The sequence below is a fragment of the Kothea flammea genome (assembly GCF_052161645.1).
Taxonomy (GTDB): Bacteria; Planctomycetota; Planctomycetia; order Pirellulales; family Pirellulaceae; genus Laterigemmans.
In genome coordinates, this window is the sequence record NZ_CP197414.1 from 2,905,579 (window position 1) to 2,918,662 (window position 13,084).

The window sequence follows — 13,084 nt, forward strand, 5'->3', positions numbered from 1 at the left end:
AAGGACGACGAACGGATGCTTCAACCAACGCGCAGGACAACGAAAAGTTTTTTGACGCCAGATAAACTGGCCGATTGGCTTGAGGCCAATCATGCGTCCGAAAGCGAGCTTTGGGTCAAGGTGTTTAAGAAGAAGACTGGCAAGAGGAGTGTGACGTGGAGTGAAATCGTCACGGAAGCACTCTGTTGGGGCTGGATTGATGGAATAAAGAAATCGATCGACGATGAGGCGTATTTGCAGCGAATCACACCGCGGCAGCCCCGCAGCATTTGGTCCAAACGCAATCGCGAGAACGCGTTGCGGCTCATTAGCGAAGGCCGAATGAGGCCATCTGGAATGGCCGAAGTCGAAGCTGCCAAGGCGGACGGACGTTGGGAGAATGCCTATCCCCCGGCGAGCGAGAGTGAAGTACCGGCCGATTTCGTCAAAGCGGTTGAGCGGAATTCGAAAGCCAAGTGTTTCTACAAAACGCTCAGCAGATCCAGCCGCTTTGTGATCACCACCGGATTAACGTCCGCGAAGAAGCAAGAAACTCGCGAGCGTCGTTTTCAAGAGTTCATTGACATGCTGGTCCGTGGCGAAGAGCCTACTTTCGGCTTGAAGAAGGGCAGGCAGCCTTAATGATTGGCACTTTCACGCAATGGACGGGGGAAATCCAATGGAGCCGATCAAAGTAAGTGGACCGCGAATACTTTTTTCGGAAGATCGGTGTCGGGCAACGGAGGGCGATGACGGGTACAAGGTAGAGGAACAACCCCGCCCCTTCCGTCGAGAACAAGCAATGAACAACTTGCAGTCTGTGATTACATCATCCGATAAAAAAGAACCAAGCCCGAAACGAAAGCCCTTGCTTCACTTCTGGCGATGCTTTTGGCTCACATTCCTCGTCGTATCGCTCGGCTACGCATGGCATAGCTTCTATGTTCCCCCGAACGATATCGCTTGGGCGAAAGACTACAGTTCCGCCCAGCGGCAAGCGGCGATTTCTGGCAAACCAATCGTTCTATATTTTACCGCGACGTGGTGTGTTCCCTGCCGGGTCATGAAGCGTCAAGTCTGGGCCGACGAGCAAGTGATGGAGGTGGTGAATGCGAACTTCATTCCCGTGGCGATTGATGTGGGCGACCCAAAGAACGCTGAGGTCATGGACACCTACAAGGTCGAAGGTTCCCCAGTCACGATCGTTTGCCGATCACAGGGAGAAGTCGTGGATTGGCGAGCCGGGGGGATCAGCAAACCTGAATTCCTCGAATTGGTTAATTCGTCTAATCTCCCCAGCGAATAGAACCCGTCATTCCGAACGGGACCGAAGACGCTTGGCCGAAGCCTGGCCAAGTTTCACTCGACCAGATCGTGTTCGAGAACGGATTTTGACTCTCTGACGAGCCATGAATCCGGCCGCAGGCAGTTCCTGTGCCAGAGCAACTTTTGGGCAAAAAATCAAAGAAAACGAGCTCTGAACCGCGCAAAAAATCGGCCACTGGTCACCCCAAACCTCTCAAACCTGCATCACCCAGCCACGCTTTGAAAACCGACCGGCTCACTCAACTTCTCTGAAAGTTCCAAACGCTTTCAGACCCACAAGTGAACGAAAGGTCGGGGTGCTCAGGATGCCGGCCTTTCTTCGTTTTTACCCGGTATTTTGCAGTGTTTTTGATTTCGCGGCGATCAGCGGTGTTCTTCGTTTCTTGGCGGCGAAGATAACCCGAGCAACCTCCGGGTTATGAGTTAGCGGTCTCTTGGCCCGTTTTCTCTGTTTCTTCGTTTCTCTGTCTGTTCGGGTTAAGTGTCGTCCGACTCTCCCAGACGGTCCGGATACGGAAGGGATTCGACAGGCAAATTGCTGGGTTTTCGTGTGACTCTCACTTGAGGGGGTATTCGTCCAGCCATTTTCTCTCGCCTTAATGTCGAGAAACAAAGAAACGCTGGGTAATGCGATTTCTTGAGAAGGCATCGACCAACGCCGATCGGGCTCTCACAGGGCAGGTGTCGCCGGAAGATTTCAATGACTTCGGGTTTGATGGCCGTGGCTATCCAACTCGACGGAAACCGTGACCAAATCACGCGTTGGGGTGGAGCTCGCGCTGTTCAGAGAAAAAGGGCCAAAAGGAGCACAAAAGCTCGCCACGTTGAGGTTGCGTCTGAGCGGATTTGGACCCGCTGAACCGAACCACGAGAAACGGCAGACAGGCATCACTGAGTTTCACCCCAGCAACGCGCCTTAGCAGCTGGGGGAATGAAAAACCCCCAAGCTCATCTCAACCAAGGCATACCCAAGCGAAGGGGCGATCCGTCTATCCCTATGCCTACTCATTCCGATTCAGTGCCGGAAGATAAGTGATCGTGAACTCGTAAATCGTCGAGGCATGGCCTCGGTCAGGCCTTGCCCTACGGCACATCTAATTCGGTCACGACCCCATTCCAATCAATAAAAAACTGCAAGTGTCGACCATCTGAACCTGGGACCCGGTGAATGAAAACCGAACAACCCGCTTCTGACTTGGCTATATCAACAGAAAAATGGTCCCAGCCGGTTTCTTCGCCGATTGATTTTGCCATCTGTGCTATCGTTGGCGGCCCGGCATCGATCAATGCGTCGGGCTCGTGCTTGAGAGCTTCGTTGCAGCCAGTTACAGCGAAAAAAAACAGTAGAAGGGGTAAGAAAAACGGAATCAATGACTTCCCCAACTTGGGCAGTGTAGCGATGGCCCGGTGTGAACATTGAAAGCACTTACTCAAAATACTCTCTCCAGTTCTGCGGATATCTATAGCCGAAGTCATCGCAGTTGTTTGCTCGCAAAAACTCGGTCGTACCAAATGCCCTTCTCTTAAGGTACGACAAACAAAAGCGATCACCCTTGCAATCGTTTGCTTTGGTGAATAGACACTCAAGCTGTCGTGCGTGTGCCTGGCATTCCCTCTGATAGTAATTTTCGCCGTCAGGGATATCTGGCCGCAAAAGGCTGGGGATTTCTTGGGGACAGGGGCGTTGAGGCTGTTCCTTCCGGTGTACATTTTCGTGAACTAGAACGCACTGTGAATAGAGCTCAGCCCCCTTTCGCTCCTCTGGTTTGAATCTATCCGCCCTTATTCGAACACAACTCACGTGTCGTCCGTCGCAGCAGATGACCATACCTGCAGATGGGCGCCCCTTCTTTTTTCGCTTCTTTGTTGGGAATGGAATGTCAGGATCATTCCATGCGGTATCGCAACACTCTTTCCATCCGCGCCGCTTGAGAACGCATTTTCCGCTCGCATCAGTACCCGAGAGAGAGAGCATAGCATGGGTGAGCCCTTTTGAATCAGCGTAGTGAAGTGGATCCCTGCCTAAAAACCTCCCACTCTCCGAATCATACATCCGCGCTCGGAAGTGATAGAGCCCTAAACCTTCATCCCACTCCCTGCCAGTATACGTATAACGATTGTCCTCTGCCGAGTCGGCCAGTACTGTGCCGGTTGCACTTACGAATACTGGTTCGCCGTAGGCGCTATAAGCGTATCTTTCGGCAATTGCCCCGGTGTTATCAGTCAGCGCTATGATGCTGTATTGTTGGTTGCTGTGGTAATAAAGCGTTTCGGTGGCTGAAGGTTCGTAGCGCAGCACCGGTTCGTCAATGTAACTTGCGTAGACGTAGCGATAGCGCGGTGTGCTGGCAGCTATGCCGGCTCCGTAGTCGGCGATCGTTTGCTGGCCTACTTGCACATATACGTAAGCCGAGGTGCCATCGTCGCTGTAAACTCTACGCCCCAGAGCGTCCCACTTGTAGGTCGCATCGATCGTGCTGTCGCTACCGACATCGGCCGTCGTCAGTTTATTCGCGAAGTCCCAGTTGAGCGTCAAGCTGTTGGTGCCGTCGCGCAGGACCGCAGGAATCAGCGTCATGTTTCCTTTGGTGTCGTGCGATAGACTTTGGCCGCCAGCAGAAAGCAGCTCGTTCGTCGGACCATGCGTGCGATTCTGCGTGCTGCTATTCTCGGTAATCGAGTCCCAGTCGCCCACGAGCGACAGGTTCCAAGATTGATCGAGATTCGTGTCACTGCGCTCCCAGTTGACCAATCGATCCTCGGTGTCATACCCACTGCTGCCCACGGTGAACCCGAAGCCAGACATGGTGCCCGTGATCGACTCGCTGGTCTTGTTTTTGTTGTGGTCCCAGCCGTAGCTGCGGCTACGACTCGCGACTCCTGAGAAGGAGATCGAGGCGAGCGTGTTATCGGTGTTGTACGAGCGGGATTCGCTCACACCGTTACCGTAGCTGCTGCCGGTCATCCTCCCCTCGTCATTATGGCTTTGGCAATCGATCCTCTCCGAAAGTTAGTTATTTGGTTGGTTAAGATTGCCGGTTTCGAAGTTGCTGTTGCAAACCGGCTAATAAGCCAGAGAGTGCTGCTGTGTCGAGTTCTTGGAGTTCGGCGTCGGTGGTGCGGGGTTCCCCCAATAGCTCCTGGATCAATTGAATCTGCCCCGCAAGTTTACCTTCTTCCCGGCCTTCTTCCCGGCCCTCTTTCCTAGCCCCCGAAATCGCCCATTCGAAATCTCGCTGGGCTTTTTCACGTTGATCGTACATCTGCTTATCCTCTGTTTTGGCGGAAATGATCTCAATCGTTTCGATTGCCGTTTCAAACTCGATCCCGGGCAGCAAGCGTTTCAGCATCGCAGCTTCGTAATCCTGAGCTCGCAGTAATAAAAATGCCCACCGCTCCAAATTACTGGCCTTGGAAATCGTCCCCTCAGCCAAATTGTACTTGCTTAATTCAACCGTGTGTACTTCGATCGCGTTTTCCAACTTCCGTCCGCTCTCTCGGTCCAGCATTTCAAAGCGATGGTGTGCCTGAGCCGACTGGGGAAAAAGAACGCGGCTGAGTAGGCAGATCGAAACTGACGGCGTAAGCGATGCATAGTTCTCTCCTTTGCTCAGCTGTTCGAGATGCATGCTGCAAGCGTAATAGGCAAGCCGCTGCACCAATCCAGCGTACACGGAAACCTGCATTTCAACGTTGAAATACCGTCCCCGGCAATCTCGGCAGCGAACGTCTAAGACGATTTGTTTGCTTTCGGCAAACTCCTGGAAGTTGAATGGGTTGAGGATTTGGACGGAGACGATTTTATCGCTCAAAGCGAGGATTGCATTCAGCAACCCGATCAGCGCCGTGGCGTTCTCAGGTGACCCAAAGATTTTCTTGAATGCAAAATCGACAGTTGGTTTAATACCGAGAGTCACAAGCAAGCCCCAAGAGATGATGGCCAATAATTGGACACACTATAACCGCTGGTGATGCCGCGCAGAAGGACACCGGCGATCGCATTAAGCCGCGAAATCGGCGATGTGCACTGGAATTTCGCGGTGACTGAATTCAATCATTTTCTGAAAGATATCTGTCATTCATGAAGATGGCAGTGGAAAGATAACGGCTGAGCCGTGGCATTGGACAGCCAGGGGTGCAACCCCGTGGTCCAATCCGCGACACCAGTCAGTAATCGCGGAGCGATGGCATTGTTTCGTCCGCCTCCGCCCTGAACCCGATATTTCGCGTGCATCAGGGTTGGACAGCGCGGTCCATGCCACGGCTCCGCCGTTCACTCCTCGGCGGGTCACCAGCGCTCCAGAGGTTGACACCTCTGGCTATCAAATATCATCGCTCCGCGATTGCAATAGCAGGCAACCTTTCGCATCAAAGACTATCGCAACAAGACGATCGGCAGCAAGCGAATGCGGGGCATCAAGTTTGTGAGGTGTTACGCCGATCACATTCTGCCACCTGGTATTCAGCGGGTGCGATATACCGGGTTCTTCGGGACAAAAAATCGCGAGAAACTGATACAACGTTGTCGCGAGCTGTATGCAAAGTATGTCGAAACCCATGGCCAGACGGCACCCGTACGCCCGCTTGAGGATGCTGCGGACGAGCGGCCTGAGCCGAGTGCTTCGAAGTGCAAGGTATGTCAAACGCGAATGAAGATGGAGCGGCGGATTCAGCCGATTACGATGCAGCGCATCATGTCGATGGCTGGCATGTTGGCGGCCATGCTGCTGGATGAAGCAGCGCTGCATAGACACCCAGATCATTATGACTTGCTAGATGCGTTGATGGAGCGGCATCGCTATGAACCTGGATACTCCTACTTTCGCGGTGACAGCAATCTAGCAGATTGGCAATGCTTGCAATCGCACACCATGGAGTTATTTCAGGAAGCCTATCGGCAGCGCCATGGTAAGGGTGTCACGATCGCACATTGCCAGCAACCACAGCCACCACCTGAAGCTGAAATGGAGTTATTGGATGTTAGCTGAGCCAAATCCATCCCGCCAGAAACCGCAAACGAAACTCGTGTCTAAATCACGCGTTGGGGTGGAGCTCGCAATGGCCAGTGAAAAAGGGCCAAAAGGAGCGCAAAAGCTCGTCACGTTGAGGTTGCGTCTGAGTGGATTTGGACCCGCTGGACCGAACCACGAGAAACGGCAGACGGACAGCTCAGAGTTTCACCCCAGCAACGCGCCTTAGCAGCTGGGGTGTTGAGAAACCCCCAAGCTCATCTCCACCAAGGCAAGCCCAAACGAAGGAGACGATCCGTCTATCCCTATGCCTACTCACTCCGATTCAGTGCCGGAAGATAAGAGATCGTGAACGATGAATAAGACGTCAAAGTAGCCGTCAGCTCTTACCGAGCTTACTTGGCTAAAAGATCTCTTGGAAAGTCGCATTATGCCGTTTGACATATAAGAAAACTCTGGTCTTAGCGCGAGTAAGGATTCCAAGGATCATGCGAGTGCTCGGTGCGCGCGTCGATTGAGTACGAGTATTGCCACGACTGACCGCTGGTATGGTTAATATCATGCGCAATTACTCAGGGCTGCAGGCCGTGAACAGTGAAAAATTCGGAAACTTGGAAAATTGCCCCGAGAGCGTGCGATTGCCCACGTACTGGCACGAACTCGCCGGAGTCATTAACTTTTAGGTACAAAAGATAAATTCCTTTTTTGTTTAATACCTTCTGGCTCATATGCGGCTCTAGCTCAGACTCATTAAAGGAGAAGAAGTCGAAAGACCCGCCTGTGGGCACACCTTTTGGAATCCAAAAATGAGCAACGGCAATTGTCCGTTCGTCAAACTCAAGGCCTTGTTTCTTTTTAAGTACGGATAAGACTTTAAAAATTGTTAACTTCTGCTGAAACACTCCATCAGAGTAATCACTAGTTGGTTCAACGTCGGAAGAACTTTTGTATTGAACTATTGCTATAACGTCGGATTCACTGGCAAGCCTACCAAACGACCATGGAGGCGACGCGAGTGCGATGTTACACTCTAATAACCAAATCATAAACATTAAAAGGAATGTTTTCATGAATAGATTTTCAGTACAGCGGTGAAATAAACATATGAGGTTGGCCATCAATCGACAAATTCACTTCTCGTTGGCCCTTCGGCTTGCAGCAATCGTATGTAAGCTCCGCATCATATCTTTTCATGTCAACTGGATTATTCCAAAACGAAGGGGGAGATGAGCGACTTTCACCGGTTTCGATAGTTATGTCTCCGCATCGAAATTCGTTATCACTCGAACTCCACTGGTCACTATCGTAGGCTGTTCTATGTCCCAAGTTGAACGCACGGACTTCAGCCGTAATTCTGCTGAAGCCTTTTTGCCCGCACATTCGTCCAGAGGCGCCTGGTGCGAAGGGAAACTGAAAGCCCCAGTCATCAATACTGTAATTTACCGGTTCTAAATCGCCATCTCGAAGTACATTTGGAACCAAAAGCTCATAAACGCAGGTCTCAGGGCAACGCGCGGTGCTGCCCTCTTCTCGGCAGCACCCAAAGAACTCGTAGCACTTGGTGTTTTGTGCTTCAAAACAGATTTTCTGCACAAGGATCGTTTCACCTGCATTTCTATCCGCCGTGGGGTTTCTAGTAAGCTGCCAGGAGCCGCATCCAAGAATCCCAACGGGATCAGAATCCGAAACTGGATTGGCAATTGTTCCTTGAGGATCAACGTTCGCGAGGAAAATGCGACATCGGTAAAGCGACTCGCCGTCCAGGTATTTAATAGGGTCTCTTGTGGCAAACCGCCCACTCCCCGCGTCATACATCCGTGCCCGAAAGTGATAGAGCCCTAAGCCTCCATCCCATTCCCGCCCGGTATACGTATAACGATTATCATCCGCCGAGTCCGCCAGCACCGTACCTGTAGCACTTACGAATACTGGTTCTCCGTAGGCGCTATAAGCATATCTTTCGGTAATTGCCCCGGTATTATCGGTCAGCGCTATGATGCTGTATTGTTGGTTGCGATGGTAATAAAGCGTTTCGGTGGCTGAAGGTTCGTAGCGCAGCACCGGTTCGTCAATGTAACTGGCGTAGATGCAAACTGCCTGGAACACGGGAAAAACAGCACGTTTTTGGGGCACGACAACCACAACGACAACCGATTCGGTAAACTGCGGTCCGTTTCGCTAATTACTCGATTCCACAGGACCGACGCAAGATGAATTCCAAACGCCCAAAAGATTGCCCACTAAGCCACCACCGCAACGGTCAATGGTGCAAAAAGGTGAAGGGCAAGTTGCGATACTTTGGCACCGACCTAGATGCTGCGTTGAAACGGTGGGCCGAAGAAAAAGACCACCTGCTTGCTGGGCTGGAACCACCGAGGACCGACAAAAGTGCGACGCTGGCGGAACTCGCCAACTTGCATCATGCATACGTCAAGCAACAGGCCAACGAAGGGAATCTCCGCAGCGACCATCCGAGGCAGTACAAGCGGGTGCTGGGCCGCCTGATCGAATCGCTCGGGGCAAACGCTCGCATCGACAAGTTGACGCCTGCGAGCTGGGCCAAAGTGCGGGCCGACTTGTTGCTGTTCTCGCCATCGGCAAAGGTCGGAAAACGGAAGCAGCGGGCGGCGACCACGATGACGACTGACATTGCGCTGATCAAATCGTTTTTGAACTGGGCGAAGGAGGAAAAACATATTAGCGAAATCAACACGGGCCAACAGTTGAAGCCGCCAGCGGCTCGCGTCGCACTGCTCGCCAAAAAGGCCAAGGGCAAGCAGTTGTGGGACCGTGGCGACCTGCTGAGAGCCATTGAGGCAGCCGACCGCACGTTTAAGCCGGTGCTGCTGTTGGCAATCAACGGAGCGATGGGGGCGAGGGACATATCACTATTGACGCGGAGCCAATGGAAGCGGGGGCAAGAGTTCATGGATTCAGTGCGAAATAAGACGGGCGTTGACCGCCGTATCTGGTTGTGGCCTGAGACTCGCCAGGCCATTGAGGATGCAAAAAACCACAGGCCCGAGCCGTTCCGCCAGGCGTTTAAGAATCGACTGCTGTTGACCAAGACGGGCCGACCGTGGCAGCAAATTATTGACGACACCGCCAGCGACCCTGCACAGCAGGCAATGAAACGACTGGCCGACAAGCTGGGCATTGACCGCAAATTGTACGATTGCCGTCGGACGTTCCGCACGAAAGCAAGCGAGGTTTGCGACTTGGAAGCCATCAACTTATGCATGGGCCATAAGGAACGCGGCGAGGGGGCCACCTATGTGCAAGAAATCAGCGACGAGCGAATCAAAAAGGTTTGCTCGCATGTGCGGGAGTGGCTGTTCAAGGAATAGCGAGCCACCGACCGACCCAACCGATTCACCGACAACCGCCAGCCAACCCGCTGGCGGTTTTTTCGTAGGGAGAGGTGATGCCAATTGTTCAAAACAGGCAGTTATCGACAGCGACCAATTATTAAGAAATCAGAGGGTTAAATGGTCGATGAAAACGACGACTTAGCGTTAAAACCTTGTCAACCCCCAGCAAAACAAGTCCAACCCCCTAGCGGCGGTCTTTTCCTAACTCGTTGAAACCATGGGACTTGGGACTTTCTTTCCTCTGGTATTGCAAAGACTGACCACGGCGGAACAGGTTATAGGTGTTCGGTGGTAATCGTGGGTTATGTGATTGTAAGGAAGTCGTTTGTTAATGTTCTTTGACAAACGAAGTTTACAAGTAACAATCCCCCGCAAGTGATTTCTAACACTCTAAGCAAAGGCAGGAATTTATGATTCGGAATAACAAGTTGATGCTGACGACCCGAGAAGCTGGCGAAATGTTGGGACTCGCAAACAGTAAGATTCTCGCTTTGATCGAATCTCGCAAACTACGAGCCGTCGATATTTCGTGCGGCGACGGCAAGCGGCCACGGTGGGGAATCCCCGCTGATGCAGTCTATGAGCTTTTAAGTGGCGAACAGTCGCCACTCGAACCAAAAGCCAAAAAGTCGACGCGCCGTCAACGCATCGACAACGGTGTACCGAAAGTGTTCGGTTGAGCCGAACGCAACCAAAACCACCGGCTCGGCACTGTGGCCGCCGCGACGGTGTTTCCTATTAGGCCACGTTAAAGGTTCGAGTTTATGAGCAGAGGGAAAAGCTTTTGCGACTGGTGCCAACAGCGGCCACCCCGCAAAACGAAGTTGCTGTCGGTCCGCGTTATCTCGGGCTACGCGCAGGTGTGCAAAACCTGCTGGCAGCGATCCAACCCACCGTCGACCCGCAAAAGCAGTATGGCGAGTCAGACCCAATTAGTGTTTCCGTTTTTAAATGATTCCTGCGGTGCTGCTAACACCGCAGGAATCTAGTCCAGTTCCCTACGAAGAGCGAGAACGAACTATGTCTAAGTCTAAACCAGAACAGCCAGCCAATGCTACCGAAACTTTGGCTGATCCTTTCGACCCAGCGTCGCTGCGGCTCGACCCGAACACCGCAGCGGGTGCCATCGGGGTGAAACGGAAAGTCGTCACGATGAAAGTCGGGAAGCCGGACAAAATGGAATTCGTCCGAGTCCACCCCGATGAGTCGTATCGGCTCGACACTGCTGTCGTCGAGGATAAGGTAAACCGCGAAAGCTACTTGGTGTCGCCATCGCTGTGGGCCGAGCTGCCGGACTTTATCCAGCCGGTCAAGATTTGCTTGGCCGTCAATCGCCACGGCAACCCGTTCCTGTGGCCTGCGAAGTTGCCCGACCCCAACGGTCGCCCGATGGACTGGCACACGTCGATGCTGGAAGCACAAGCACTTGCCGTCAACGCATGGGTGAGGGTGCAAGCCGACATGGGCGCCGGGTCTTATGCGGTGTTCGAGGCGACTGGCAACCTTCCGCAACCCGAGTTCCCCGAGCTGACATTCAGGGAATGCCTACAATTGGCGTTCAAACAGCGATTCATCGACAGCAAAACCCACCCGTTCCTTCTGCAATTGTTCGGTGAAGTTTGATGAATTGGCTGGACCGTTATTCTGCGGTCTGGTCAGTCGACTTTGAGTTTTCCCAACCGCCAGGCGAGCGACCCAGCGTCGCTTGCCTGGTGGCGAGGGAGTTTCACTCAAAAAAGATTGTTCGGGCTAGCATGGAGCAACTATCGGCAATGGGTCGCGCGCCGTTTGATGTGGGCGACGATAGCTTGGTGGTGGCCTATTTTTCTTCTGCTGAGTGGAATTGTTTTCTTGCACTTGGCTGGAAGTTGCCGTCCAGGGTTCTTGACCTGTGGGCCGAGTTTCGAGTGATGTTAAATGGAACCCGACCGCCAGCGGGCTTTGGCCTGTTGGGTTGCTTGTCTTACCACGGACTCGACAGCATCGCGGCCACGGAAAAGACCGAGATGCGAGAGCTGGCGATCAGAGGTGGACCGTACACAGACGACGAAATGGTCGCTCTGTTGGATTATTGCCAGACCGACGTTGATGCATTGGATCGACTGTTGCCGTTGATGGCACCGAAAATTGACATACCAAGGGCACTTCTACGCGACCGCTATATGTGCGCGGTAGCTCGCATGGAAAGCCAAGGCATACCGCTGGACGTTGACACTCTCGACTTGTTTAGAAGATCGTGGGCGCCGATAAAAGCGAAACTGATCACAGCTATCGACGCTGACTTTGGTGTGTTCGATGGTGGGACGTTTAAGCTAGACAGGTTTGAGCGGTATTTGATCAAACATCGCATACCGTGGCCGACAACCGAGTCGGGCCGGTTAGCTTTGGACGACGACACTTTCCGCCAGCAGGCCAGATCCTATCCGCAGATAGCACCGCTGCGGGAGTTGCGTCATTCCTTATCTGAAATGAAGTTAGAAAAACTGTCGGTCGGCGCCGACGGTCGCAACCGTACGATGCTACGTCCATTCGCCAGTCGCTCTGGTAGGAATCAACCGAGCAACAATCAATTTGTATTCGGTCCATCGGTTTGGCTGCGGGGACTTATAAAACCAGAACCAGGGCGGGCTATTGCCTATGTCGACTGGTCGCAGCAGGAATTAGGAGTTGCAGCAGCACTATCGGGCGACCCGGCACTGTGTCAAGCGTACAAAAGCGGCGACCCTTATTTGGAATTCGCTCGCATGGCGGGTGCGGTGCCGGACAACGCGACTAAGAAAAGCCACCCAAGTGAACGAGCGGCTTTTAAGGTTTGCATGTTGGCTGTCCAGTACGGCATGAGCGAAGTAGGACTGGCGGCCAAACTTGACAAGCCGACTGCGTTCGCCCGAAACCTGCTACTTCAGCACAAAGAGACGTTCCCCATATTTTGGAAGTGGTCACAGCAGCAAGTCGATGTTGCGATGTTGACCGGGAAAATCGAGACGGTGTTCGGGTGGCCGATTCACACTTTCGGCGGAGACAACCCGCGTTCGTTGGCAAACTTTCCTTGCCAGGCCAACGGCGCCGAAATGATGCGGTTGGCGTGTTCAATGGCAACCGAGCAGGGTATCAACGTCTGCTGTCCAGTTCACGATGCGCTGCTGGTAGAAGCGAGCGCCGATGACATTGCGGCCACGGTTGAGAAAACCAAGTCGATCATGCGTCAAGCTGGCGAAATCGTTCTGGACGGTTTTCTGATCGAATCGGACGCCAAGGTGGTGGCCTACCCCGACCGCTACTTCGACGAAGATAGGGGCAAGTTGATGTGGGACAGGGTGATGGAATTGGCGTCTGGCCTGGAATCCGAAACTGTACGAGCTGTCCAGTAAAGTGTACGACTTGTCCAAAATTCTGTACGGAATGTCCCCGAAAGTGTACGGAAAGTGCGACCCGTAC

The 13,084-nt window shown here is 53.0% G+C and carries 12 protein-coding genes; 7 read left to right on the top strand and 5 right to left on the bottom strand.

Annotation, left to right across the window (positions count from 1 at the left end; translation table 11 throughout):
• Positions 1-15 precede the first annotated feature (15 nt).
• Together SH139x_RS11045 and SH139x_RS11050 are read left to right on the top strand one after the other, a co-directional pair.
• Positions 16-621 (top strand): YdeI/OmpD-associated family protein, encoded by a 606-nt coding sequence (locus SH139x_RS11045; RefSeq protein WP_488355280.1) that lies wholly within the window; start codon positions 16-18, stop codon positions 619-621.
• Positions 622-781: 160 nt separating this feature from the next.
• A complete protein-coding gene (locus SH139x_RS11050; protein ID WP_488355281.1) occupies positions 782-1,285 on the top strand; it encodes a thioredoxin family protein in 504 nt (167 codons plus the stop codon).
• A gap of 1,103 nt (positions 1,286-2,388) precedes the next feature.
• Here the strand turns inward: SH139x_RS11050 and SH139x_RS11055 are convergent.
• From SH139x_RS11055 to SH139x_RS11065, 3 genes are all read right to left on the bottom strand, one after another.
• Entirely contained in the window at positions 2,389-2,676 is a 288-nt protein-coding gene (locus SH139x_RS11055; protein ID WP_488355282.1) for a hypothetical protein, read from the bottom strand.
• Between the two features lie 55 nt (positions 2,677-2,731).
• Entirely contained in the window at positions 2,732-4,270 is a 1,539-nt protein-coding gene (locus SH139x_RS11060; protein ID WP_488355283.1) for an RHS repeat domain-containing protein, read from the bottom strand.
• A 61-nt stretch (positions 4,271-4,331) separates the two neighbouring features.
• Positions 4,332-5,222 (bottom strand): Rpn family recombination-promoting nuclease/putative transposase, encoded by an 891-nt coding sequence (locus SH139x_RS11065; protein ID WP_488355284.1) that lies wholly within the window; start codon positions 5,220-5,222, stop codon positions 4,332-4,334.
• Positions 5,223-5,672: 450 nt separating this feature from the next.
• On the opposite strand from SH139x_RS11065, the gene SH139x_RS11070 reads away from it, so the two are divergent.
• Positions 5,673-6,293, top strand: a complete 621-nt coding sequence (locus SH139x_RS11070; RefSeq protein WP_488356001.1) for a transposase — start codon at positions 5,673-5,675, stop codon at positions 6,291-6,293.
• A gap of 554 nt (positions 6,294-6,847) precedes the next feature.
• Here the strand turns inward: SH139x_RS11070 and SH139x_RS11075 are convergent.
• Both SH139x_RS11075 and SH139x_RS11080 read right to left on the bottom strand, forming a co-directional pair.
• Complete coding sequence (locus SH139x_RS11075; protein ID WP_488355285.1) at positions 6,848-7,345, bottom strand: hypothetical protein; 498 nt, start codon at positions 7,343-7,345, stop codon at positions 6,848-6,850.
• A 10-nt stretch (positions 7,346-7,355) separates the two neighbouring features.
• Positions 7,356-8,417 carry an RHS repeat domain-containing protein gene (locus SH139x_RS11080; protein ID WP_488355286.1) on the bottom strand — a complete coding sequence of 354 codons (1,062 nt, stop codon included), beginning with the start codon at positions 8,415-8,417 and terminating at the stop codon, positions 7,356-7,358.
• Positions 8,418-8,485: 68 nt separating this feature from the next.
• On the opposite strand from SH139x_RS11080, the gene SH139x_RS11085 reads away from it, so the two are divergent.
• The 4 genes from SH139x_RS11085 (at position 8,486) to SH139x_RS11100 (ending at position 13,017) form a co-directional block, all read left to right on the top strand.
• Complete coding sequence (locus SH139x_RS11085) at positions 8,486-9,622, top strand: tyrosine-type recombinase/integrase (protein WP_488355287.1); 1,137 nt, start codon at positions 8,486-8,488, stop codon at positions 9,620-9,622.
• 455 nt (positions 9,623-10,077) lie between these two features.
• Positions 10,078-10,326, top strand: coding sequence for a MerR family transcriptional regulator (locus tag SH139x_RS11090; RefSeq protein ID WP_488355288.1), 249 nt, complete (start codon positions 10,078-10,080; stop codon positions 10,324-10,326).
• A 340-nt stretch (positions 10,327-10,666) separates the two neighbouring features.
• The gene (locus SH139x_RS11095) at positions 10,667-11,269 is read left to right on the top strand and encodes a hypothetical protein (RefSeq protein WP_488355289.1); all 603 of its coding nucleotides are present in this window, start codon (positions 10,667-10,669) and stop codon (positions 11,267-11,269) included.
• Positions 11,269-13,017 (top strand): DNA polymerase, encoded by a 1,749-nt coding sequence (locus tag SH139x_RS11100; protein WP_488355290.1) that lies wholly within the window; start codon positions 11,269-11,271, stop codon positions 13,015-13,017. The genes SH139x_RS11095 and SH139x_RS11100 overlap by 1 nt, the downstream gene beginning before the upstream one ends.
• Positions 13,018-13,084: the final 67 nt, after the last annotated feature.